Consider the following 24,004-nt stretch of genomic DNA (forward strand, 5'->3'; position numbering starts at 1 on the left):
GGGCCGTCGCCCTTTGGATACCCATTTGACGGGATGAAAGGGACGCGTCCCTTTCCGGAGGGCGGGGCAGCGCCCCGCATCACCCTCACATCAACGGAAAATGACACGCCACGCGTCTTTGCCCCTGTCGCTCTTCCAACTCGGGGTGCTCGGTCGAACAGCGCGGCTGGGCGACAGGACAGCGCGTGTGGAAGCGGCACCCGTTCGGTGGGGAAAGCGGGCTTGGCATGTCACCCTGCAAAGGCGCGCCAAGCGGCTTGCCGGGCTGGGGCACAGCATCGACAAGGGCACGCGTATAGGGGTGTGCTGGTGAGGCGAGCAGAGAGAGGGTTTCACCCTCTTCCACGATGGCACCGAGATACATGACGGCGATACGGTCTGAAATCTGACGCACCACGGCGAGATCATGGGAGATGAAGAGGCAGGCAAGGTCGAGATCGGCCTGAAGCTGACGCAGCAGATTGACGATCTGCGCCTGAACCGAGACGTCGAGAGCCGATACGGTTCATCCGCCACGATGAGCCGGGGTGAGAGCGCAATGGCACGCGCAATATTGAGCCGTTGGCGCTGACCGCCTGAAAGCGCGCCGGGATAACGGTCGAAGAACGCCCCCGACAGACCGACGCGTTCAAGCAGGTCTTCGAGACTCTGGCGTGAATACGGACGCTTGTGGATGCGGAAGGGCTCTGCAAGCGCACTACCTATGGTCCAGCGCGGGTTGAAAGCCGAAGCGGAATCCTGAAACACCATCTGAAGCTGACTGCGCAAGACACGCTGGGCATGCGATGAGCGTTTGGCCAGATCCTGACCGTCAAAAAGGATTTCGCCAGTGTCGGGGCGATCGAACCCCATGAGCAGACGCCCAAGCGTGGATTTGCCGCAGCCGGACTCTCCCACCAGAGCGAGTGTCTCACCACGAGCCAGTTCCAGCGAGATGCCATCAACGGCACGAAGCGAGGCGCCGCTGCCAAGTTTATAGGTTCTGGCGACATTCTTCGCCTGCAGAAGCGCACTCATGCGACGAGCACACAGGCGGCGCGATGCGCGCCCTCGCCCCGCATTGCCGGACGGACGGCACATTCAGGCGAAATCTGAGGGCAGCGGGGCGCAAAGACGCAGCCCGAAAGGCGCGTCTCTGGCGAGGGCGGCACCCCCTCGATAGCGGGAAGACGCTCCGGTCTCGGGCCATCCATCGGCGGGATGGCCGTGAGGAGCGCCTGGGTATACGGGTGAAGCGGCGTCTGGAGCACCGAGGCGACCGGGCCAGTCTCGATCACCACTCCGGCATAGAGCACAGCCACATCGGTGCAGCTTTGCGCGACCACGCCCATATCGTGTGTGATGAGCATGACGCTGGCTTCGCGCGCGCCGATCTCCTTGAGAAGGGTCAGGATCTGCGCCTGGACAGTCACATCCAGCGCCGTGGTGGGTTCATCGGCAACCAGCAACTCGGGATCGCAGGAGAGCGCCATGGCGATCATGGCGCGCTGGCGTAGCCCACCAGAGAGTTCATGCGGGAAACGCTGTGCGGTCTGTTCCGGCGAGGGCACCCCCATACGCTCGAGAAGGGATACGACGCGCTCGCGCGCTGCCCGATGCGAGAGTTTTGTGTGCAGCCTGATCTGCTCGACAATCTGGGGGCCGATACGGCGCACGGGCAGAAAAGCCGTCATCGGATCCTGAAAGATCATGGCGGCACGGTGCCCTCTGAAACGGCGCCAGTCACGAGGAGTGAAGCGGGTCAGATCTTCGCCGTCAAATGCCAGCGTGCCGCTGAGACTTCCTTCGGGCTGCAAGCCGAGCACGCTGAGCCCTGTCAGACTCTTGCCCGAGCCGGACTCCCCTACCACACCGAGTATCTGCCCACGCTTGACGGTCAGGGAAACACCGTCGAGCAGAACGCCTGCCTGTCGATGCCGCAAGCGAAGCTCGCCAACGGTGAGAAGCGCGTCACCCGCCATGCGAACCCTTTCCGATACGCGGGTCCAGCAGGCGATAGAGCCCATCGATCAGAGCATTCGCGATCACCACGAAAAAAGCCGCGTAGAGCACCGTGGCCATGATCAGGGGCAGATCGAGGGTGCTCAACCCCTGATAGGTGAGATGCCCGACACCCGGCAGCGCGAAAACCACCTCGGTCAGCAAGGCACCACCGCCCAGTAACTGCGCGAAATCGAGCCCGAAAAGGGAGAGCGCGCTCAACCCCGAAAGGCGCAGGGCATGACAGAACCACAGACGCCACGGCCCGACACCCTTGGCACGCGCCGTTCGGAGCGCGTCGTCCTGCATCGCCGTCAGCAGATCGGTGCGTAATACCCGGCTATAGAGCCCGATGAACGCCACGGCGAGCGTCAGAGCCGGCAGGATCAGCCCCTTCGCCCAGCCCAGCGGGCTCGTCGCGAGGGGCACATAGCCCAGAGGCGGCACCCAACTGAACAGCCAGCTCTCATGAAAACGGCTCTGGCTGATCAGATTGACCATCTCCCCCAGCCAGAACACCGGAATCGAAAGGCCGATCAGCGCAAGAAAAGAGAGCAGCCGATCGATCCATCCTCCTGAAACGCCGCGCCAATCATGCCGAACACCAACGCGCCTGCAACCCAGAAAAGCGCCGCCCAAAGCACGAGCGAGAGCGTGACGGGCGCCGCCGCGAACACCTCCGACACCACGTTCTGACCGTGATTGACATAGGACGTCAGGTTTCTGGAGATGAAGAGATGGTCCATCATCGTCAGGTAGCGCATGGGGAGCGGACGATCGAAGCCATAGGCGTGGCGTACGCGCTCAATCACTTCCGGGCTCGCCCCTCTTCCGGCGATACGGGCCGAGGGATCGGAGCCGGGTGTGGCGAAAAACACCGCAAACACCAGCACGGAGATACCGAACAGCACCAGCATCATCTGCCCGAGACGCGAAGCGAGACCCTTCATCGGCCGCCTCGCCTTCGGAGTTCAGCCTGAGCCGCATCGCCCAGAGCATTGAGAGACAGGACGGTCAGGATGATAGCCGCACCCGGCGCGATAGCCACTACGGGGCGGCTGTAGATCAGCCCCTCGCCATCGTGAATGAGGCTGCCCCATGATGCCGCTGGTGCCTGAACGCCCAGACTGAGAAAGGAGAGCGCTGACTCGGCCAGCAGGCAAAGCGCCATGACGAGCGGGCAGAGAACCAGTACCGTCTCAACCAGAAGAGGCAGGATCTCGCGAAACACGATGCGCAGCGAAGACGCCCCGAGCCCGCGGGCTGCCAGCACGAAGCCGGCATTCGACAGGCTCTTGGTACGCGCCCTGATAGGTCTGGCTGCATAAGGCACATAGATGAGCGCAATAATGGCTATGGGCAGCAAAAGACTGTCGGGTTGCACGTGAAACGGCCCGAGAGACAGATCGTGACCCACTGTCACGACGCTGAGGCTGATAGCGAAGAGATAGACCGGCACAGCCCAGAGAATATCGAGCGCGCGGGATATGATGATGTCGGTCCATCCCCCGCAATAGCCTGCCAGCAATCCGCACAGGGTCGCTATGATGAGACACAGACAAGCCGCAGAAAAAGCGATGGTGAGTGACGCCCGCGCACCATAGAGCAGACGCGCCGCAATATCGCGCCCCTGGGAATCTGCCCCTAGCATATAAGGCCCCCAACGCCATGACGGGCCTATGGGTGACAGGCCCAGATGGAGCGGGTTGTCATTGGGCTGCATGATATCGACGCGCGCGCCATCGCGCAGCACCGTACCCGCCAGAGAGGATTCCATCGGGTCAACCCCGACAACCCTGGCATAAAGCGGTGCTGCAAGGGCGCAGAGCACGAGAACAAGCAACACGCACAAAGCCGCTGAAGCGCCTTTATGACGACACAGAAATCGCCCGATAGCGAAAAAACTCATGCCGAACACGAGGCGACGCAGACAATGTCCGGCCTCAAAATCAGCGACAGGAAAAGAAAGCGGCGACGACTGATCGGATAACCTCCCCTGTCAGGATGCTGCGCCCTCAGCCGTGGCAGAACCACGGCATAATTTCAACGCTGGAATGATCTTGGGCCGAGACAGAGCTGCGCAATGAGCCGACGCGACAAAGCCAGATCGGGACAGCCGGTCTGTTTGCAGGCCAGTTCGAACCCGTGCACCGCCTCGCAGGCGCGCCTCAGTCCGACGCCATCCCAACGTTCGAGCGCCTTGGTGAAACTGTCCATTTTCTTGAAGAATACCGGCGGCTTGAGCAGCTTGATCGCCTCCTGACGCGATTTTCCCTCATCCATCCAGGCCAGCACACGCGCAAGGCGCGTCATCAGCGAAAGGCAGGCACGTGCAAGCGCAATGGGCGAAAGACCATCGGCAAGAGCCCGTTCGAGCGCGATATCCGCTACGGCGCGATCGCCTGCCATGGCGGCAGTCGTTGCATCGTCGAGCGTTGCATTGGCGGAATCGCCTATGCAATCCTGCACATCGTCCAGAGAAAGCTTGCCGCCTTCGCCTGCATAGAGAACGAGTTTTTCCACCTCGCTGCGTACAGCGGCGCGATCTGCCCCCAGAACGGAAGAAAGCCAGAAGAGGGCCTCGCGGTCGACAGCGACAGAGGCGTCACGAAACAGATCGCTCAAAGACGCAATCAGCGTGCGTCCTTCTTCGGGATAACACCCGATCGATGCAATCTTGGGGTGAGCCTCCAGCACGCTGCGCAGCTTGGCGCGTGACGCAAGACCCGGCGCCTCGATCACGAGCAGCGTATCGCTCTCCATGGCCAGGGCAGCCGTGACCCGAGGCAGCAAAGCGTCCTGCGCGTCGCGCACCCAGACCACACGACGGCCGCCGATGAGCGAAAGCGCGCCGATTTCCTCTTCCACCCGGCCATGCTGTTCCTGATCGAGCAGAGCCACACGAAAGGGATCGTCAAGAGAATCGGCAACCAGACGCACACATTGGGACGCGCGCTCGCGGATCAGGCCCAGATCATCGCCATAGAGCAGAACCCCGCGCCACTTGCCGATTTCGGCAAGGGTACGTGTGGTCGAGCGGGCATCGATCTTCATACGCGATCAGTCGTTGTTCTGGCTGTTCAGATCCGTACGGCCCGTTGCCGCCGCCGGGAAGCCGTCAGGACCGGCCTTCTCGTAGGGCTGGCCGTCCTTGGTCGGCATGGCTGTCGGATCGAAATAGGAGGGCACATCGCTCGGGTTATTGCGTGAAGGCTTGATCTGGGATTTGAACCAGGTGGCAATCTGCTGACGGATCGAGCCCGCGAGCGTCTCAGCCAGACGGGCACGAACCGTCTCGTCATTGAGTGTCTGAGCGAGATACTGCTCGAAGGTCGCATTGAAACCATCGAGCGAAGAGACATCGCCTTCGGCAAGGAATTTCGGTGTGGCCTCAACCGTCCAGAGGCGCCAATGGGCCGATCCGATCTCGCGGAAGCGACCGGCGGTATTATCGCTATGGATATCGATCACAGAGGCATTCACGCCAAAACTGACATTGAGCGTGTAGCCATCAGGCGCCTTTGTGCTGGCACCACCAAGCTGCTCCTGCAGCGCCAGACGCAGCTCCTGCCCCTGACGCTCGGGAATATTGGCTACATAGATGCGCTGCAGCTCATGCGTGACGCGCGCCCCGCCTGCCCCATTGCTTCCGTAAAGCGGCTGAAAACCACAGCCGCTCAGGGCCAGAGAGGCAAGCAGAACGAAACGACGCATGAAATCAGCCTGCCACCACGAAATTGACGATACGGTTCGGCACGTGGATGCGTTTGACGATCCGCTTGCCTTCGAGCATCCGCGCCACATTCGGCTCGGCCTCGGCGAGAGGCAGGACCATATCAGAGGGCGCATCCGGTGGCACTTCAATTGTGCCACGCAGTTTGCCCATGATCTGGATACCCAGCGTGATGCTGTCGAGCGCGATGAACTCTTCAAGCGCCACAGGCCAGGAACGCTCGACTACCATGGCGCTTTCGCTCAAGCAGCGCAACCATCTCTTCGGCCAGATGCGGCATCATCGGTGCGATCAGAAGGGCGAGCACCATTGCGGCCTCACGACGGGCTGCACCGATGCCTTCCCCATCCGATTTCTCGGCCTCGGCGAGGGCCGCGCTCAACTCGTGAAGACGGGCCACCGCCACATTGGGCGTGAAGCCTTCGAGCGCTTCGGTAACGGCCTTGATCGTGCGATGCGTCGCCTGACGTAGGCTGCGCCCACCTTCGGCAAAAGCGGCACCCTGAGGCACCTGGCTCGCGACGCCCTGAACCAGACGATAGAGACGCTGGCCAAAACGCGCCGAAGCCGCGACACCGGACTCGGTCCACTCCATGTCGCGTTCGGGCGGGCTGTCTGACAGCACGAACCAGCGCGCCGTATCGGCGCCGAAACGCTCGATGATCGCCACAGGCGAAACCGTATTGCGCTTGGACTTGGACATTTTCTCAAGACGACCGAGCTGCACCGGGCCGCCGTTATCGCGGCGCACATAACCTTCGCCCGAACGTACGACATCTTCAGGCGCGAGCCAGCCATTCTCGTCACGATAGCTCTCATGGGTAATCATACCCTGAGTGAACAGTCCGCCGAAGGGCTCGTCGAGATCGAGATGGCCCGTCTCATGCATGGCGCGCGTGAAGAAGCGCGCATAAAGCAGATGCAGGATCGCGTGTTCGATACCGCCGATATACTGATCGACCGGCAGCCAGGAATTGGCCGCGACCGGATCCGTCGGCGTAGCGGCGTGAGGCGCGGTGAATCGGGCGAAATACCAGGAACTGTCGACGAACGTGTCGAACGTGTCGGTCTCACGACGCGCCGCAGCACCGCATTGCGGGCAGGCGACATGTTTCCAGCTTGGATGATGATCGAGCGGGTTGCCAGGACGGTCGAAAGTCACATCGTCCGGCAGCTTGAGCGGCAGCTGGTCGTCAGGCACCGGCACCGCGCCGCAGGACTCGCAATGCACGACCGGGATCGGGCAGCCCCAGTAACGCTGGCGCGAAATGCCCCAGTCGCGCAGGCGCCAGTTCACGACTGAACGACCGATGCCCATGCCTTCGAGGCGCTCGATGGCCTTACGCTTGCCCTCAGCCGTGCTCAAACCGTCAAGGAAGCCGGAATTGATGAGCGTGCCATCGCCAGTGGCAGCCGTCTTGCCGACCGTGAAGCTGCTTTCTTCCTGCCCGGTGGGCAGAATGACAGGGCGCACGGGGAGGTCGTATTTACGGGCGAAATCGAGATCGCGCTGGTCGCCGCAGGGGCAGCCGAACACGGCGCCCGTGCCGTAATCCATCAGCACGAAATTGGCGATCCAGACCGGTACGGTTTCGTCGGGTGCAAACGGATTGCTGACGCGCAGCCCCGTATCGAAGCCGCGCTTCTCAGCCGCTTCGATCGCTTCTTCCGACGTCCCGAGACGCTGGCATTCCTCGATAAATTCGCGTGCGCCCTGATTATCCTTTGCCACCTTGGCAGCCAGAGGATGATCGGCGGCAATGGCGACGAAGCTCATGCCGAACAGCGTATCCGGACGGGTGGTGAAGACTTCGACCGAATCCAGATCGACATCGAATCCTTCCGGCGGCGCATGAAGCGCGAAACGCACGCGCGCGCCTTCCGAACGGCCGATCCAGCGTTCCTGCATGACACGCACGCGCGCGGGCCAGCGATCGAGCTTGTCGAGCCCTTCAAGCAGGGGGGCTGCAAAATCGGTGATCTTGAGGAACCACTGCGACAGGCGCTTCTTTTCGATCAGCGCGCCAGAACGCCAGCCGCGCCCATCGACCACCTGCTCATTGGCGAGAACCGTGTTGTCCACCGGGTCCCAGTTGACCGCCGACTCACGGCGCTCGACCAGGCCCTTGCGCCACATATCGAGAAAGAGCTTCTGCTGATGGCCGTAATATTCCGGCAGGCAGGTCGCGATTTCGCGCTCCCAGTCGAGGGAGAAGCCAAGGCGCTGCAAGGTACCGCGCATTGCTGCGATATTATCGAGCGTCCACTGCCCCGGATGCACGCCACGCTCACGTGCCGCGTTTTCGGCGGGAAGCCCGAACGCATCCCAGCCCATGGGATGGAGCACCGAGAAGCCGCGCGCACGCTTGTAGCGTGCCACCACATCGCCCAGCGCATAATTGCGCACATGACCCATATGGAGTTGACCTGACGGATAGGGAAACATCTCGAGCACATAATATTTCGGCTTGTCGGCGGCAGGATGATCGTCTGCCGCGAAAGCGCGTGCACTATCCCATCTGGCTTGCCATTTGGGCTCGGCCTTGTCGAAATCGTAGCCGAGTGTCTCTTGTTCCGTCATGATCTTCTATCGTTTGTTCCGGTCGCGTTTACGTCGAGAGGCCGGGAATTAATCCCGGTTACCGTTATCGGCGCGAAGCTGGCGAGCGCGGGCGAGAATGCGGGTGGTGATGTCAGACGTCGTATTGGGCGCCACAGGGGTATCGACCCATTCCGTGCCCTGCTTTTCCTGACGGAAAACCGAGACGCGCAGCGCATCGGAGCGCAGACGGCGGTCGAGAATATAGGCCGCAATCTTGAAACGCTCATTGGTGCTCGCAGGCGGCTGATACCAGTCCGTCAGAATCACGCCACCATTTGCATCGGCCGAAGCAAAAGGCATGAACGACAGGGTATCGATCGCACCGCGCCACAGATAGGCGTTGACACCGCCCTTGAGCTCGTCATCACCGCCCGTCGCGCCGCGGTCGACACCAAGAAGATGGTTGCGGGGCTGGGTAAGGCTGTCCGGGTCGCGCCCGCCGCCACAGGCGCTCAGCGCCATTAGGGCGCAGAGCGGCAGAACGGGCAGGAACCGTCCCAAAGAGAGGGTCGCCCTCACAGGGGCATTGAGAGGGGCAATCGGCTGCAAACGAGGAGTCATGATGTCCCTATTAGACTGGCACTGGCCGCGTGTCGAAATCCCCGATCGCGATAGCCGCGTCCGGCGCTGAAAACAGTTCATATCGCGCCCGCCCGGCCACGCCAAGCGGGGCAACAGGTTTATCCTGCGGGGATACCGACGCGTTCGAGCATCTCTCGCAGCCATGTCTGCATGGTGTCAGGCAGATAGGCATGACGAGAGAGAACCCCCGCAATGCTCACATCCGGCACCAGACGCAACAGATGACGCTTCACGCGCTCGGCTTCTTCACTCACGCCCTGAGCGGCGAGCGCGACAAGATAATAGAGCACGCCGGCAGCACTTCTTGGATAGAGGCTGACGAAAGCCGCCCCCGCCTGACGCGCTTCTTCAGCATTGCCGGACACTTCAAGCACGAAAATGCTGAAGGGCTCCGAAAGCACCGCGAGTGGCTGAGAAGCCCGCAACGCCCGGAACTGCTGGATTTCGTCAAGCGCGCTCGCCTTGTTTTCTGACAACAGCGCCTGGATGGCCTTAAGCGCGTGGATGGACGGTGAGATCGCAATTGCAGGGAAGACACCGGATGCACCCGTATATTCCGCCGTCAGGGCCTTGGCCTCGTCGAGCTGCCCCGGCGTGAAGGTGCGGGTGAGCATGGAAAGCCAGACACCCAGCGGGTTTGCCCTGAGCTGGATTGCCACATATCCGGCGGCAGACGCGATCTCTTCCATCTCTTCCGACGGCGTGCCGGACCAGTTGTCCTGATAAAGGAAAAAACGGATCAGCGACCGCACATAAAGCACGAAGACCGATTCCTGATCGGATTGATAGGCACGCTCGACCAGTTCGCTCAACTCGGCCGACAATGTGACATCGCAGCGCAGCAAGAGGGTGAGCGCCTGATCGCCATCTGGAACGCCGAGAGCTCCGCAATCGGACGCGACATCATGCGCTGCCCCTCGGAGAGAAACAGCGACCATTGCAACGACTTCATGACGTAGAACAGCAGCGCACGCTGGGCGCGCGTATCCTTGGGCAGCTCGAAACGATCCGCCCAGACAACACTGCCTTCCTGACGCAGGCTCAGCAATCTGATGATGACATAACCCTCAGACGCCTCGTCATGGGGGCAATTCGAGCGCACGAGCCCTGAAATGACATAATCCGTACCCGGGTTATGGGTGTTGCCCAATAGCGGTCCGGTATCGCCCTGCGGTGTTTCAGGAAACGGCACGACCGTGAACGTCTGGAGCCCGACCAGCTTTACTTCTAGGCGTTCCGTCAGTTCGGCTGCGAGAGCGTCGGCATGGTCTCCCCCGGTAGCCTTGAGCGGCGCAACGGCGATCGAGCCCAACGTACGTGATGGCGGCCCGGCCGATAGGAATGACCCCTCGCCTCCTGCCGATGCGAAAAGACCCGAGCTTTCGACATGCCTGTCGGCATGCACCAGAGCCGGATCAGCCTCGGAAGATGCACCGTGATGCGACTTCGCATAGGAATCGAACGCGATTCGCTCCTGCAACCCACGAACGAGTCCCATTGTCGCCGGGCCTGGAACCGTGCCGAGCTGGTCCTGGAACAACTGTACGACTTGGTCTCCGAGCGCCGCAGCCTGAGCGTATTCGCCCTTGGTCACCCAGGCCTGGATACGCGCACGCCACGCAGCTTCGTTCAGACCATCACGCAAAAGCAGATGATCAGCAGTCTCGAGAATGGCGTCAGGGTCGACCTGTGTACGCAGCGCACTCTCGAAAAGCTGATAGATATGGCGGTTCAGGCGCGTGCGCTGCCCCTCGATCCATTCGTTGAAAGCGGGGTCGATTCCGTTCAGTTCACCGAGCAGCACTTCACTTGGCGGCGGCAATTCACGCAGGATCGACTTACCGCCATTGAGGATTCGCTCGACATCCACCGAGGTAAGGGCAGGCTTGAGCGCAAGGGTGTGACGCTGAACGTCGATCACATCGACGCCTAGCGGACTCAGGGCATCGAGAAGACGATGAATCTCCTGACGCAGCGACGCCCGCGCCAGATCGTCAGGGCGGCGGCTCCAGAGCAGTTCAGCCAGATGAGATCGGGCAACGGGTTTACGATCCGACAGCGCAAGTATGGCGAGCAGACCTTTTGTCTTCCCACCAACAGGAAGCACGCTCTCTCCAGTAAGCGTCGTTGCTTCCATGCGACCAATCAGGCGCAGGCGCAGTAGGGTAGAATCGGTTTTTGCAACACCACGGAGGGCCAGATCGAACATTACTTCACGCTTTCACTTCTCAAAGCCTTATATCACATTCCTATCTCGGTTTTTTTACGAAACGTATTCCTCACTTCAACAACCCGCGCAGTTGAAGGGAAGACGCTAATGCCGAGACCGTGCTTGTCGACAATGGCCCCTTGGGGAACAGGACGCAGTAAATCTTGCATCCGACCAAAAAAGAACATCTCTACATGCCCCATATCCGTCGGGGAGGAGACTTACTACAAGCAACAATCTTAGTTTGACTTGTCAGTATTGCAACCGATGACAGGGAACAGAAAAATTTGAAAGCGTACGGCTTGCTTGCCAGGCGCCGGCGCCCTAGGATGGGAGTGATGGTCCGCGTAGCTCAGCAGGATAGAGCACAGGATTCCTAAAATTGGGCGCCATGGTCGGAAACGCCATGGTGGATCTGCTCAAATTCGGGGAACGCTCTGGCAATATGCCGTGCCAATCCCGAGCCAAGCGCTTCTCTGAAAAGAGCGGTGAAGGTGTAGAGACTGTACGGGCAGCACCTGTCGTCTGGCATGCCAGACCATGGTGAAGAGACAGTCCAGACCACGAACGGCGTGTCGGGCGATCAGCTCACCTCGTCGGCGGCGAAAGTCGAAGTGGGATGAATCCTGGGGCCGTGGGTTCGAATCCCGCCGCGGACACCATCTTTCCCGAGATCACCATCACGACCCATACCGAGCGCCGGGGCGCCCGCCCCCACGGCGCGGTTTTTCGGTCAGATAGCGATCGCTGTCATATCCGGCGCGAAGAGAGCGTGAAGCAGCAGGGCAAAGAGCACAATTGCGATGAGCACTCCAAAGAGACGCCCGAACAGGCGGAAAGAGACGACGACGAGAAGGAGCAACAGAAGGGCAAGAAGCGCCGTCTGTACCTGATGAGGAATGCCCAGTGCGACGAGTGCTTTTCTGGCAGCCTCTTCGATTACGGCAATCACGGAGACAATCAGGGTAAAAAGACCAAGTATGAGGCCCACCACCACCGAGATCGCATTCTGGACCATGCTGTATTCCTCCGTCGCGGCCAGGGCGACGCGCCTTGTTCCACCCTTTTCATATGACCGAGATCGGTGCCCCCCACAACGCGCTATTTTGTCACGAGGCCCCCAAACGACATGACAGTTTCGACCCGTTCCGGTTCCGTCATTTGATATGGGACGAGATAATGGCCTAGAGCATCATCTCGTCGGGACGTCTCCCTTGATTGGATAGGCATGACCGTCAAACACCGCGACGATGCCTGGGCTGCAATACCAGCGACTGTCGCTCTTCGGGCCTGAGCCACTTCCAGGGCCGATCCATCTACAGGAAGGAAGAACCGACATCATGAAGCGCATGAGTATGACCACGATCATCGTCATCGCAATGCTGCTCGGCATTGGCGTAGGTGGTACGGCCCATGCGCTCATCTCCGACACGATACAGCAGCAGCATTTCGCTCATTACGTCTCGATCGGTTCGACCATCTTTCTTCGCCTCATCAAGATGATCATCGCCCCACTCGTGTTCTCGACGCTCGTGGTAGGGATCGGCCATATGTCCGACGCTGCTCGGTGGGCCGCGTCGGTGCAAAGGCGATGATCTGGTTCGTGGCAGCCTCGCTCTTCTCGTTGACGCTCGGCATGGTGCTGGTCAATCTCTTCGGCCCAGGCGTCGGCATGCATCGCCTTCAGGGCGTTGCGACCTCACCCGTCGCAACTGCTGGCATGTCGCTCGACAGCTTCGTCAAGCATATCGTGCCGGACTCGGTGTTTCGCGCCATGACCGATAACGAGATCCTTCAGATTGTGGTGTTTTCGGTATTTTTCGGCGTCGCCTGCGCCTCGATGCCCGAAAAGGCCCGCGTTGTAATGGAATGGACCGAGAGCCTGTCGCAGATCATTCTGAAAGTGACGAGCTACGTCATGATGCTCGCGCCCGTGGCGGTGTTCTGCGCCATGGCCGCCACCATCACGACCAACGGACTTAGCGTTCTGATCAATTACGGCAAGTTCATGGGTGAATTCTATATTGCCCTGTTCCTGCTCTGGTGCGCGCTGATCGCGGCAGCCTTCGTGATTCTCGGGCGCCCGGCGCGTCGCCTTATCTCGCTGATGCGCGAACCTTTTCTGCTCGCCTTCTCGACTGCGAGTTCAGAAGCAGCCTATCCGCTGATGCTCGATCAGCTTTCTCGCTTTCCGATCTCGCGCCGGATTTCGTCTTTCGTGCTGCCGCTCGGCTATTCGTTCAATCTGGATGGCACGATGATGTACTGCACCTTCGCAAGCATCTTCATTGCCCAGGCCTATGATATCAGCCTGCCATGGAGCACGCAGATCATCATGCTGCTGACGCTGATGCTGACGAGCAAAGGGGTAGCGGGCATTCCGCGCGCCTCCCTGGTGGTGATTGCCGCAACACTCAGCCAGTTCAAACTGCCGGAAGAAGGCGTATTGCTCATTCTTGGCATCGATACATTTCTCGATATGGGCCGTTCTGCCACGAATGTCGTCGGCAATTCTCTGGCGACCGCCGTGGTTGCCAAATGGGAAGGCCAGTTCCCCGGAGAGCCCGCCCAGCCCGTCGAGAGCTGAGCGAGGCAGGTCGCAGGGTCAGGCCCTGCGACGGCTCATGAGGATCAGGCCCCAGCCAAGAGCAAGAAGCACACCGATGAACGGTATGGCGATGACCGTATAAGTGCCTCGGGATAGTCGAGCGCCATCATCACCACCACGAAACCCAGAAACCAAGGGTGAGCCAGGCAGTATAGGGGGCACCCGGCATACGGAAGCCTGCGCTCTCGATCTCACCGCTATTGACCAGCTTGCGCATGCGTATCTGGCAGATCAGGATGAAGCTCCAGGTGCTGATAATGCCCAGCGCCGCCACGTTCAGCACGATCTCGAAGACGCGTGCCGGAATGAGATAATTCAGCCCGACGCCAACGAGGTAAACAACCACAGTGGTCAGAATACCGACGTAAGGCACTGACTGGCGATTCATCCTGGCAAGCGCACGCGGCGCAGACCCACCGAGTGCCAGTGCGCGCAGGACACGACCTGTCGAATAGAGACCCGAATTGAGGCTCGACAGCGCTGCCGTCAGCACCACGATATTCATGACCGTATCGACATGCGGCACACCGAGCGCCTGAAAGAAGGTCACAAACGGCTGACACCCTTGTGATAGGCGGTCCAAGGCAGAAGGCAGACCAGCAGGATGACCGAGCCGACATAAAACAGGCCAATGCGCCAGATCACGCTGTTGATGGCGCGGGGAATGATCTCGCGCGGATTGGCACATTCACCCGCTGCCGTACCGACAAGCTCGATGGCCGAATAGGCAAAGACCACACCCTGCATGAGGAACAGCGCGGGCATGATGCCATGCGGGAAGATACCGCCATTTTCAGAAATCAGATGGAAACCGGGCACTGCGCCGCCGACCGGCATTTTCAGACCCAGCACAACACAGCCAAAAATCAGGAAAAGCGCGAGCGCAATCACCTTGATGAGCGAAAACCAGAACTCCAGTTCGCCGAAATAACGCACGCCGATCATGTTCATTGTGCCGACGATGCCGAGCGCAACCAGGGCAAACACCCATTGCGGCACATGATCGAATGTGCCCCAGAAATGCATGTAGAGCGCGACCGCCGTGATATCGACAATACCGGTCATGGCCCAGTTCAGGAAGGACAGCCATCCGGCTGCATAGGCCGCCTTCTCACCCAGAAACTCACGGGCATAGGAGACGAAGCTGCCCGCACTCGGGCGATACATCACCAGTTCGCCAAGGGCTCGCAGGATGAGGAAGCAGAAGAGACCGCAGACCAGATAATCGATGGCAAGAGACGGTCCTGCCTGTTGCAGACGGGAGCCTGCCCCAAGAAAGAGGCCGGTGCCGATGGCGCCACCGATAGCGATCATCTGGACCTGACGGCGACCCAGATCCTTGTGATAGCCCTCATCCACTTGTGGCGGCGGATGGTGATGCGACTTGGATGGAATGTCCAAAACTTTGTAATCCTGACCCGGTTGACGAATTTTCTTGTGTAATCGTAACGAAATCCTCGACCTCTGCCAATCGTTTACATGAACGACAGGCCGAAGCTGGCGATGAGGAAATCGAGATCACGATGACCGCTCTGTCAAGTCACGACCCGGCCCGGAAGTGCTTCGAACCGCGGCTTTTCAGGAGGATCGCATCGGTCGATGATGTCACATCAATGTGTCTTTCATCACATCGATATGTCATATTCCTGAACCGTTTCCCCTCCTAGTCTGACCGCCCTGAGCGACACACGGGGCGCAAAAAGCCCGAGAACTGACGCGGAGACGAAGCATGAAGCGGTTTTTCAACACGCGCGAGACCATTGTGAAAGAAGGGCTGGAGGGCTTGCTGCGCTCCTCCTACGGTGCCGCTCTCTGCCGGTTGGAAGGCGCGGAGGACATTCATGTCGTCCTGCGGAAAGACTGGCAGAAAGAGCGTGTCGCCGTGCTGTCCGGCGGTGGCTCCGGCCATGAGCCGGCCCATGCGGGATTCGTCGGGAAAGGCATGCTCACGGGCGCGATCTGCGGTCAGCTTTTCGCCTCTCCGGGTGTCGACGCCATTCTTGCTGCCATCAGGGCCGTTACCGGCCAGGCGGGCTGCCTTCTGATCGTCAAGAACTACACCGGCGACCGCCTCAATTTCGGCATTGCCGCCGAGCAGGCCAAGGCACTGGGTCTGAATGTGGAGCTGGTGATCATTGGCGATGATATCGCTCTTGGCCGCACCGACAAGGCGCGCGGCATCGCAGGCACGGTGCTTGTCCACAAGATTGCGGGCGCCGCCGCTGAAGCAGGTCAGTCTCTGACAGAAGTCGCAGCTCTGGCGCGCAAGGTGGCTAGCTCGCTCAGTTCAATCGGTCTGGCGCTGAGCGACTGCAATGTCTTCACCCCCGACCAGAAGCCACGCCTTGGCGAGAACGAGGCCGAACTGGGGCTAGGCATTCATGGTGAAGCCGGTGTCGAGCGCATCCCCATGGCGGGGCTGGACACGCTCGTGGCGCGCACGGCGGAAAAGCTCGAAGCAGCCCTGCCGCGTGAAGGCAAACTGATCGTCCTGCTCAACATGCTGGGCAGCGTGCCACCTCTTGAAGCCTTTGCGCTGCTCGACGGGTTCTCGCGCACGACGCTTGCAGCCCGCACGGAATGGATCATCGGTCCCGCGCCACTCATGACGGCGCTCGACATGAACGGATTTTCGCTCACCGCCCTGCCCGCCGATCCGGCGTTCATCGCAGCCCTTTCTGCCGAAGCCGGACCGCGCTCCTGGCCGGGAGTGGCGCATTTCGCCCCTGTCGCGACCCTGCCCTGCCCCGCTTTGCCTGAGACTTTCGTCGATGCTCCCTCCGACAATGCCGTGTTGCGCAAGCTGATCACCACAGGTGCCGAAGCGCTTCTGGCCAATGAGGCGCGACTGAACGCCCTCGACGCCAAATGCGGCGATGGCGACGCCGGATCGACTTTTGCAGAATCGGGCCGACAACTTCTCAAGGCGCTTGACTCACTGCCTCTCGGTTCGCCGCAAAAGCTGCTGGCCACGATCGGCCGCCTGCTGGCCCGTCACAGCGGTGGATCGAGCGGCGTTCTGCTCTCCATCCTCACAACAACCGCAGGACATGACGAAAACTGGCGCGAAGGTCTTCAGAAAGGCGCCGCACAGATGCAGGCTTATGGAGGAGCTCATGCGGGTGACCGCACCATGCTCGACGCGCTGCTCCCCGCCATCGGGTCACTCAATGCCGGACAGTCTCTGGCCGCAGCCGCTGCGGCCGCGCGCGCTGGCGCCGACGCCACACGCAGCATGAAAGCACGCGCCGGACGTGCCTCGTATATCCCGGCAGAACAGCTGGCCGATATTCCCGATCCGGGCGCCGAAGCCATTGCAGTGCTTTTCGAAAGTCTGGCGAAGAGCCTCTGAAAAACCGGCTTCCCCGTCGTCATGACGGGGAAGCGCGATCAGACGGCGCTGACATCTACCTCAAGTGGAATGAGATCGCTGCGCACCCAGGCCTCATAAAAATCATAGCGCAACGCGTCCCGACGCCAAGATACCGACCGGACCCGCAGGATCGGGGCTCCTGTCCGGATATCGAGCCGGGACGCAATGTCTCTCGTGGCAGCAATGGCCACGATCGAACGATGCGCCCCCTGCAGAATATAGCCTTCTTCAGCCAGTAAGGCGGTGAGAGAGGCGCGTCCTTCGAGGACGGCCGCTCCGGCTTCGAGAACTGGGATCAGAAGAGGCGGGCTGTAATTCACGCTGTAGAGCGCATTCACGCCGCCCAGCGCCCTGAGCCGCGATAATCCGAAACCCTCACTGCCCTCATCAAGGCCGAGTGCCCTGCAGACATAATCGGGCAGCACACGCGTCTGCGCGCCCGTCACCGACGTCGTCACATCATGACGCCCATGTCCCAAAGCTGTCTCCAGGAAGCCTTTTTCTCCCTGGATCATCCAGCCCTGAGCCGCCTCTCTTGTCGACACGAACGCACCGCGCCCGGATATTCGCTGAACCACACCTCGCGTTTCAAGAGTTTGCAGGCACTGCCTCACCGTGGCACGCGACAATTCATAACGCGTGCAAAAATCACTTTCGCTTGGCAAACGATTACCGGGAAGAAGCTTCCCGGCCTCAATCATCGCCTCGATATGATTGGAGAGTTGCAGATAATACGGCGTGGTCGAGAGCCGATCGATACAAAATTCGTCCGCAGCCATAGTCATACCGCCTTCTCTGCCTCGTCCCGAAACGCCTCTATCCTTGTTAGGACATAGAGCCGGGATTGGAAAATCTTCCCTCTTCCCGAAATTCAGTCCTGTTCTGCGCCATCGTTACAGCGGATCAGGATTTTCCGCGCGTTCTCGGAGCGGGCCATGGTGAACGCTTCCCTGGCGTATTGCAGATCATAAACATGGCTCACAAGCTTTGCGGGAAGGTCGGCCAGTTGACCCATGACATCGATCGCCCTGGCATAGGCCCCGCTCAGGGATTGCGAGCCGACGAGTGTAAGCTCGCGATCAAACAGATCGAACGGGGCGAGAGGAATTGACGCGTCTGGCGGGCAGACGCCCATCTGAAGCAGCACGCCGCGCGGCGCGAGATGAGACAAGGAATCTGCGACAGCTGAACGATTGCCACTTGCTTCGATGACGTAATCCACATCGCGGCAGACCGCTCTCTCCCCGGGCGCGAAAGCGGCATGCGCACCGAATTCGAGGGCTGCTTTTCTCCGAACCGGGCTCGGCTCGATGATGTCGACCCTTGCTGCGCCTTCATGCAAGGCAAGCGCAATGGCCAGCAGACCGATACTGCCTGCGCCATAAACCAGGACGGCAGCGCCTTCAGGCAGGGGGGCCCTCTCAAAACCGTGCAGAACACAGGCCAGAGGCTCGATCAGAGCACCTGCCTGCGCATCCAGCTCGGCGGGCAGATGGTAGGCAATCTTTTCCGGGACAACCACAAATTCGGCAAAAGCGCCATCGATCGAAACCCCGACCGGCACCAGCGCGCGACAGAGATTTACCGCACCCGATGCGCATCTGTCGCAATGACCGCAGGTGATATTCGGATCGACACAGGCCCGATCACCTGGCGCAAAGCGCGTCACCCCCTCACCGACAGCGACAACGCGCCCCGAGAATTCATGTCCTGCAACGCGAGGAAAACGTCCGAGCGGGTAATCGCCGTCCAGAAGGTGCAGATCCGTCCCACAGATGCCTACCAGAGCGGGAGCAACAAGAAGCTCTCCCATACCGGGAGAAGGCCTCTCACGCCGCACAAGGGTCATTCCGCCCTGTCCATCGAATTCCAACGCATGCATGGCTCGGTTCCTCGCAAGAATAGCCCGAGACTCATTGTCCTCGGGTAAGGGTCATGCATAGCAAATCATGCGATTCGAACCATACTGTACGGACAGTATGGTCGATAATCAGTTTGTGATCGAATGCGTAGTTTTAATTTATATTGTTTTTCTTCAGTAGTTTGTGACCATTTTCCTTTTTGAGAAATCTTTTCTCCCTTGCTTTTTCACCTGCCCGGAATTGACGGTTCGTCCCGAAAAGCGCCTGAATATTGTCCGTACAAACCGTACAAATCTTACCGCCTGCAAGGCAATTTTTGACCCCCTCATTGCCCCAGCGAGGAAGGAACCTCTCATGTCCATGACCTATCGCCTGCGCCGCACCCTGCCGAGCCATCGCGCTGCCATCATCATGCCCGTCGATCACGGTCTGATCTTCGATCGTATCGACGGTCTGGAAACCCCGTCTGCCCCCTTTCCGCGCTGGGCGGGACATGGCGTCACGGGATTCATGCTCACACCAGGCCAGGTCCGGCAGACCGAGAGTTTCTTTGCCCAGCATCCCGAACTCACCCGCGTTCTGACGATCGATACCTATTACGACTATCGCCAGCTCGACGGGGGAGGGTCGCATGACCTCATCACCTCCATCGAAGATGCTGTGCGCATGGGCGTGGATGCCGTGAAAATGCTCTTCCCGTGGAACATGTCGAATCGCGAACGCGTCGCTCTTTGCCATCGAGCCGGCAAAGTCATTTCGGCGTGCGACCGCTGGGACATTCCCCTGGTGCTAGAGCCGGTTCTGATCGGTGCGCCGCGCTCCGAAGAGGTGATTGTCGAAGAGGAAAAAATCGCCCGGATCGCCTATGATCTCGGTGCCCATGTCATCAAGATCGCCTTCCCCGGCGAAGCGCGCACCAAGCGACTGGTTGAGGAGTTGCAGGTACCTCTCGTAATCGCTGGAGGCCCGCTTGCAGGCAACCCTGCCGATACGCTCGACGCCATCGCACAGACCCTGCGTGCCGGAGCGCGCGGCGTGATTGTGGGCCGCAATATCTGGCAGCGTGAGCACAACGTCGCGATCTCCCTGCTGGGTCAGATCAACGATCTTGCAAAGTCAGTCCGCTTTGCAGACTGACGCACCGGCTCTAGCGTAACCTCAACTCCAGAGGCAGGGAATTCGTGATGGGATTCGAAGATGTTGCTGCCGGTCTCGATATCGGCAGCACCAATATGAAGGCCCTGGCCATCACGCGGGACGGCCGGGTCATCGGCCGCACCTCCCTGCCCACACCGAGACGCGAGCATGATCTGATGATCGACGCGCGCCGATTGCTCGACCAGGCAGAAACTCTTCTGCGCGATCTTTGCGGTACCCGCTATCGCATTGCGACAATCGCCGTCGCAGGCATCGGCGAAGACGGCATGCTGGTCGATCGCAGTCTTGTCCCCCTGACACCCGCCCTGGCATGGTTCGACCCGAGAAGAAGGGAATTATTCGATCTGTTTGCGGCTACGCTACCGCCCTGCCCGGCATCGGGCATCGCAACGGATGCCTTTCGAACGATGACCGGCTGGTACTGGGCCGTCAGGCAGCAGGGCCATGAACAGGCCCACTCCTGGCTGGCACTGACCGATTATGTGGCGTCGTTCTGGAGTGGCCGACTCTTCATCAGCGACACGCTGGCGGCTCGCAGCGCGGCCTTTCTGCCCAAAGAGCAACGCTGGTGCCATGAGCGGGTCGAGGCCACGCTCGGCACGCTCGCGCTCCTGCCGCCAATCAGGCGCACAGGCGACATTGTCGGGCCCGTAAGAGGCAAGACAGCCATTGCCAGAGAAGTTTTCACCGATAATGCCGTGGTCGTAGCAGGCGGTCATGATCACCCGATCGGCGGCTGGGGCATTGCCCAGATCGCGCCGTGCGCCATCCTCGATTCGATGGGCACGGCTGAGGTAATCGTCACCCAGAGCGCAGATTTTCCGACTGGCGGGCATAACGCATTCGATGTCGCCCCTGGCATTCGCTCCCGGGGCGCGACACTTCTCTGCGTTGAAGAACTCGCCCGCAATCTTGCCTGGGCACGGCAGGAACCGGAAACAGCCTCTTTTATCGAGAGGCTTTTTTCAGGTGCAGAAGCCCCGGATTCATATCTCGAAAGCGATTGTTTCGAGCGCGGGTCTCATGGTGGGGGTGAACCCTGCTTCCGGGAACCCGTGCCCGATAAACCGCTCTCACGCGCCTCTGCGATCGTCGGGGCATTGGCGCGTGCTGGCAATGAGGCGGTCTCGCACTTCTCAAGGCTCGGCCATGACGGCGCGCAAGCCTTCATGGCGGGCGGCTGGGCCCGGGCTCCTGGCTGGGTCGCTCTCAAAACCCGGCTTTCGACGCAGGCTTTCCATATTGTCAGGGAGCCCGAATTGACCGCTGCCAGCGCTGCCCTTCTGGCCGCACGGGCGATCGGCTGGTCACCCAGCGCGCGGGAACTCCTCATGCCGTGCGACGCACGCGACCAGCTATAGGCAGGGTGCCCTCGTCCGGTTGAGTTCTCTCAGACCTCCAGCCGGTCGAGAAGGCTCTCTATCATGCGAGATAGGCGTGTCCGAAAAGCCGATAATGCACGAGGGCGGGCCACAGACGATAGACATCGATTGATCGTTCATAGCCTTCGGGCAGGGGCCCGTAGCTGCGCCAGAAGATTTCGGGCGGCGAGGAGAACAGCGTCAGCATGGCAAAATCGGCGCTTGCATCCCCGATGAAAGATGCCGGATCGATCAGTACAGCTCTGGTCTCATCACGCTCGGCTCGGGTCAGAATGAAATTACCACCCCAGAGGTCACCATGAAGCAGGCAGGGGCGCGGCGTCTGGGGAAGAAAACGCTCCAGCGTTGTCGCCACGTGACTTACCCTTGCCGCGATCTCTCTGGGCATGAACGGGAGACAGGGGGTGAGACGGTAGTCGCGCCAGAAATAACGCCAGTCAGACGCCCAGCCATTGGTAATCGGCATGGGTCTGAAAACGTAATCTTCCGCCCAGCCATAACGGGGCGGTTGACTTGCTCCGTGCAGGGTCGAGAGCGTCCTGCCCAAAGCCGCCCATCCAGCTTCGGACAGCCGGACCGCCGGCATGAAAGACAGGACGAGCAGATCTCGCTGCGCGGCGAGTATCTCCGGCACTGGCGCACCGGTCCTGCCAATGGCACGCAGCATGGTGGCCTCTGCCGCCGCCTGACCGCCAAGCTTGACGACAGCCTCGCGGCCCGACTCAAACCGAAGATGCCAGATTTCAGAGAGGTCGCCCCCCCCATTGGCGCAGCGTCGAAGCTGAATGCCTCCCCAATGAGAAGCGCCGCGCTCTCGAGCCGTGTAGGCATCAGGAATCGAGCGTGAAGCTGGCCAGACTGGCACAGCCAAGCGCGATTTCCTGCCAGGCCGTCTCGAAATCGATATCCTTGCCATAAAACGGGTCGGAAATTTCCTCGCCGCGCCGTTCGGGCACATAGTCAAGCAGAAGACGGATGCGTTCCTGGTCGATTTTGGGAGCCAGACGACGCAACGCCCGCAAATGGCCGGAATCAAGCGCGATGATGTGATCGAAACGGGCGAAATCACCTTCCTGAACCTGCCTTGCGACGTAAGTTTCGATATCGAGACCATGACGTTTGGCCACACGGCGGGCGCGGATATCCGGCGCCTCACCCACGTGCCACACGCCGGTCGCAGCAGAATCGATATCCAGAGTCAGACCGCGTTTGGCCGCTTCGGCGCGCATGGCAGCCTCAGCAAGCGGGGAGCGGCAGATATTGCCTGTGCAGACAAAGAGAAAAGAAGGCAGAGGCATAGGGAAATTCCCGCGCAGTCACTATTCATAGCCCTTGGCCAGGCTGACAGACTGGCCATTAAAGGATCGATACAGAATAGACCGCCCAGCGCCGTTGAGAATGGCGCGCCTTATCAAGACTTTGCTACTGTCGACATCAGGAACTTTTCGCTCTCCGGGAGTCCGGTGTGCTCAGCGCGGCCAGCCATCCAGAATATTGTCGCGCACCGAAGCAGGCAAAGTGATGTAATCAAGCTGTCTGGCGCCCTCTTCCCCATCGCGCAGACCGATTTCGAAGAAGCGCTTCACCTCGGGATGTGAGACTTTCGGCACAATGGCATAGGTCGCGCTCATGATCGGCCAGGCATTTTCCCCTGCCCCATCGAGCAGATCGACCACATGCCCAGGGGCATGCAGCCAGTCAGCCTGTGCTGCTGCCGCGGCAAAATTCGCCGGATTGGCCTCGACATAGGCTCCGTCATGGCTTTTCAGGCGCGCATGGGGATATGGTTGTGGCTCGCATAGGCGTACTCCACATAGCCGATACCGCCGATTGTCTCACGCACACTGGCTGCCACCCCGTCATTACCGCGTGCGCCCGCCCCTTCCGTCCAGGCGACCGACGTACCTGCGCCAATCTTTACACGCCATTCCGGCGAGACGTGGGAAAGATAGGACGTAAACACGTAACTCGTCCCTGACGCGTCGGCACGATGGATCGGGGCCACATCGATATCAGGCAGGGCCAGATCGGGATTCAGCGCCTTGATGCGCTTGTCGTCCCATTCGCTGATGCGTCCATCATAAATCGCGGCAAGCGTAGGACCATCGAGACGCAGCACACCCGCAGGGAGCTCGGGCAGATTGACGATAACCACAATGGCGCCAAGGGCTGTCGGAAACTGATATAGCTGATGGTCCGCCAGCAGAGAATTTCCTGCAGGCTTGTCGGAAGCACCGAAATCGACCGTGCCTGCCACGACCTGATTGAGCCCGGCGCCTGACCCGACGCTCTGGTAATTGACGCTGATTCCGCCCTTGTCGCGTGCCAGCACGCCCCAGCTTTCATAAAGCGGGGCTGCAAAGCTCGAACCGGCGCCTGTGACGCTCTGGGCGTACACCGCACTGGGGGAAACGAGAGCTGCAAAAGCAAGCAAAGTCACAATGCGCGAAGACGAAATCATGTCACCGATCAGTTTTCTGTAACAACAACGGGCTTCCTCGGGATAACGTGAGCG

General features: G+C 60.3%; 15 protein-coding genes and 6 pseudogenes. 4 read left to right on the forward strand and 17 right to left on the reverse strand.

Annotated elements, in window-relative coordinates:
- Nucleotides 1–85: 85 nt before the first annotated feature.
- The 11 genes and pseudogenes from JCM25414_RS26960 to JCM25414_RS05215 form a co-directional block, all read right to left on the reverse strand.
- A pseudogene (locus tag JCM25414_RS26960) lies at nt 86–1,017 on the reverse strand (ABC transporter ATP-binding protein).
- Complete coding sequence (locus JCM25414_RS05165) at nt 1,014–1,961, reverse strand: ABC transporter ATP-binding protein (protein WP_025840942.1); 948 nt, start codon at nt 1,959–1,961, stop codon at nt 1,014–1,016. The pseudogene JCM25414_RS26960 and the gene JCM25414_RS05165 overlap by 4 nt, the downstream one beginning before the upstream one ends.
- A pseudogene (locus JCM25414_RS17355) lies at nt 1,951–2,930 on the reverse strand (ABC transporter permease). The gene JCM25414_RS05165 and the pseudogene JCM25414_RS17355 overlap by 11 nt, the downstream one beginning before the upstream one ends.
- A complete protein-coding gene (locus JCM25414_RS05175; RefSeq protein ID WP_035442702.1) occupies nt 2,927–3,889 on the reverse strand; it encodes an ABC transporter permease in 963 nt (320 codons plus the stop codon). Before JCM25414_RS05175 ends, JCM25414_RS17355 begins: the two are co-directional and overlap by 4 nt.
- A gap of 134 nt (nt 3,890–4,023) precedes the next feature.
- A complete protein-coding gene (gene holA, locus JCM25414_RS05180) occupies nt 4,024–5,034 on the reverse strand; it encodes a DNA polymerase III subunit delta (RefSeq protein ID WP_025840944.1) in 1,011 nt (336 codons plus the stop codon).
- A gap of 6 nt (nt 5,035–5,040) precedes the next feature.
- Entirely contained in the window at nt 5,041–5,694 is a 654-nt protein-coding gene (locus JCM25414_RS05185) for a lipoprotein (protein WP_025840945.1), read from the reverse strand.
- A 4-nt stretch (nt 5,695–5,698) separates the two neighbouring features.
- Nucleotides 5,699–8,294, reverse strand: a pseudogene (gene leuS, locus JCM25414_RS17360) (leucine--tRNA ligase).
- A 48-nt stretch (nt 8,295–8,342) separates the two neighbouring features.
- A complete protein-coding gene (locus JCM25414_RS05195) occupies nt 8,343–8,777 on the reverse strand; it encodes a DUF3576 domain-containing protein (protein ID WP_229719769.1) in 435 nt (144 codons plus the stop codon).
- A gap of 218 nt (nt 8,778–8,995) precedes the next feature.
- A complete protein-coding gene (locus JCM25414_RS05200) occupies nt 8,996–9,742 on the reverse strand; it encodes a tetratricopeptide repeat protein (RefSeq protein ID WP_025840947.1) in 747 nt (248 codons plus the stop codon).
- On the reverse strand, nt 9,706–11,106 hold the full coding sequence (locus tag JCM25414_RS05205; RefSeq protein ID WP_025840948.1) for a BTAD domain-containing putative transcriptional regulator: 1,401 nt from the start codon (nt 11,104–11,106) through the stop codon (nt 9,706–9,708). Before JCM25414_RS05205 ends, JCM25414_RS05200 begins: the two co-directional genes overlap by 37 nt.
- A 733-nt stretch (nt 11,107–11,839) precedes the next feature.
- The gene (locus JCM25414_RS05215; RefSeq protein WP_025840949.1) at nt 11,840–12,124 is read right to left on the reverse strand and encodes a hypothetical protein; all 285 of its coding nucleotides are present in this window, start codon (nt 12,122–12,124) and stop codon (nt 11,840–11,842) included.
- Nucleotides 12,125–12,485: 361 nt separating this feature from the next.
- Between JCM25414_RS05215 and JCM25414_RS17365 the strand changes: the two are divergent.
- Nucleotides 12,486–13,693: pseudogene (locus tag JCM25414_RS17365) on the forward strand (dicarboxylate/amino acid:cation symporter).
- 18 nt (nt 13,694–13,711) lie between these two features.
- Here JCM25414_RS17365 and JCM25414_RS17370 read toward each other — a convergent pair.
- A pseudogene (locus JCM25414_RS17370) lies at nt 13,712–15,115 on the reverse strand (amino acid permease).
- Nucleotides 15,116–15,443: 328 nt separating this feature from the next.
- On the opposite strand from JCM25414_RS17370, the gene JCM25414_RS05230 reads away from it, so the two are divergent.
- The gene (locus JCM25414_RS05230; protein WP_025840950.1) at nt 15,444–17,066 is read left to right on the forward strand and encodes a dihydroxyacetone kinase subunit DhaK; all 1,623 of its coding nucleotides are present in this window, start codon (nt 15,444–15,446) and stop codon (nt 17,064–17,066) included.
- Between the two features lie 38 nt (nt 17,067–17,104).
- Here the strand turns inward: JCM25414_RS05230 and JCM25414_RS05235 are convergent, their stop codons facing one another.
- Entirely contained in the window at nt 17,105–17,866 is a 762-nt protein-coding gene (locus JCM25414_RS05235; RefSeq protein ID WP_025840951.1) for a GntR family transcriptional regulator, read from the reverse strand.
- A gap of 92 nt (nt 17,867–17,958) precedes the next feature.
- Nucleotides 17,959–18,969 (reverse strand): alcohol dehydrogenase catalytic domain-containing protein, encoded by a 1,011-nt coding sequence (locus JCM25414_RS05240; RefSeq protein WP_025840952.1) that lies wholly within the window; start codon nt 18,967–18,969, stop codon nt 17,959–17,961.
- A 334-nt stretch (nt 18,970–19,303) separates the two neighbouring features.
- Here JCM25414_RS05240 and JCM25414_RS05245 point away from each other — a divergent pair, with 334 nt between their 5' ends.
- Both JCM25414_RS05245 and JCM25414_RS05250 read left to right on the forward strand, forming a co-directional pair.
- Complete coding sequence (locus JCM25414_RS05245; protein WP_025840953.1) at nt 19,304–20,086, forward strand: class I fructose-bisphosphate aldolase; 783 nt, start codon at nt 19,304–19,306, stop codon at nt 20,084–20,086.
- Between the two features lie 47 nt (nt 20,087–20,133).
- On the forward strand, nt 20,134–21,468 hold the full coding sequence (locus JCM25414_RS05250; protein WP_025840954.1) for an FGGY family carbohydrate kinase: 1,335 nt from the start codon (nt 20,134–20,136) through the stop codon (nt 21,466–21,468).
- 61 nt (nt 21,469–21,529) lie between these two features.
- On the opposite strand, the gene JCM25414_RS05255 is transcribed toward JCM25414_RS05250, so the two are convergent.
- The 3 genes and pseudogenes from JCM25414_RS05255 to pstS all read right to left on the reverse strand — a co-directional run bounded on the left by JCM25414_RS05255 (nt 21,530) and on the right by pstS (nt 23,950).
- Entirely contained in the window at nt 21,530–22,354 is an 825-nt protein-coding gene (locus tag JCM25414_RS05255; protein WP_025840955.1) for a fructosamine kinase family protein, read from the reverse strand.
- Entirely contained in the window at nt 22,320–22,787 is a 468-nt protein-coding gene (locus JCM25414_RS05260) for a low molecular weight protein-tyrosine-phosphatase (RefSeq protein ID WP_035442666.1), read from the reverse strand. The genes JCM25414_RS05255 and JCM25414_RS05260 overlap by 35 nt, the downstream gene beginning before the upstream one ends.
- A 171-nt stretch (nt 22,788–22,958) precedes the next feature.
- Nucleotides 22,959–23,950: pseudogene (gene pstS, locus JCM25414_RS17375) on the reverse strand (phosphate ABC transporter substrate-binding protein PstS).
- Between the last annotated feature and the right edge of the window lie 54 nt (nt 23,951–24,004).

Source organism: Asaia platycodi JCM 25414, from assembly GCF_000614545.1.
Taxonomy (GTDB): Bacteria; Pseudomonadota; Alphaproteobacteria; order Acetobacterales; family Acetobacteraceae; genus Asaia; species Asaia platycodi.

Bases quoted from the DNA above. Each gene is read 5' to 3' on its own strand.
- holA (WP_025840944.1), bottom strand. From the start codon at position 5,034: ATGAAGATCGATGCCCGCTCGACCACACGTACCCTTGCCGAAATCGGC.
- JCM25414_RS05235 (WP_025840951.1), bottom strand. From the start codon at position 17,866: ATGGCTGCGGACGAATTTTGTATCGATCGGCTCTCGACCACGCCGTAT.
- JCM25414_RS05165 (WP_025840942.1), bottom strand. From the start codon at position 1,961: ATGGCGGGTGACGCGCTTCTCACCGTTGGCGAGCTTCGCTTGCGGCAT.
- JCM25414_RS05185 (WP_025840945.1), bottom strand. From the start codon at position 5,694: ATGCGTCGTTTCGTTCTGCTTGCCTCTCTGGCCCTGAGCGGCTGTGGT.
- JCM25414_RS05245 (WP_025840953.1), top strand. From the start codon at position 19,304: ATGTCCATGACCTATCGCCTGCGCCGCACCCTGCCGAGCCATCGCGCT.
- JCM25414_RS05215 (WP_025840949.1), bottom strand. From the start codon at position 12,124: ATGGTCCAGAATGCGATCTCGGTGGTGGTGGGCCTCATACTTGGTCTT.
- JCM25414_RS05195 (WP_229719769.1), bottom strand. From the start codon at position 8,777: ATGGCGCTGAGCGCCTGTGGCGGCGGGCGCGACCCGGACAGCCTTACC.
- JCM25414_RS05250 (WP_025840954.1), top strand. From the start codon at position 20,134: ATGGGATTCGAAGATGTTGCTGCCGGTCTCGATATCGGCAGCACCAAT.
- JCM25414_RS05240 (WP_025840952.1), bottom strand. From the start codon at position 18,969: ATGCATGCGTTGGAATTCGATGGACAGGGCGGAATGACCCTTGTGCGG.
- JCM25414_RS05205 (WP_025840948.1), bottom strand. From the start codon at position 11,106: ATGTTCGATCTGGCCCTCCGTGGTGTTGCAAAAACCGATTCTACCCTA.
- JCM25414_RS05175 (WP_035442702.1), bottom strand. From the start codon at position 3,889: ATGAGTTTTTTCGCTATCGGGCGATTTCTGTGTCGTCATAAAGGCGCT.
- JCM25414_RS05230 (WP_025840950.1), top strand. From the start codon at position 15,444: ATGAAGCGGTTTTTCAACACGCGCGAGACCATTGTGAAAGAAGGGCTG.
- JCM25414_RS05260 (WP_035442666.1), bottom strand. From the start codon at position 22,787: ATGCCTCTGCCTTCTTTTCTCTTTGTCTGCACAGGCAATATCTGCCGC.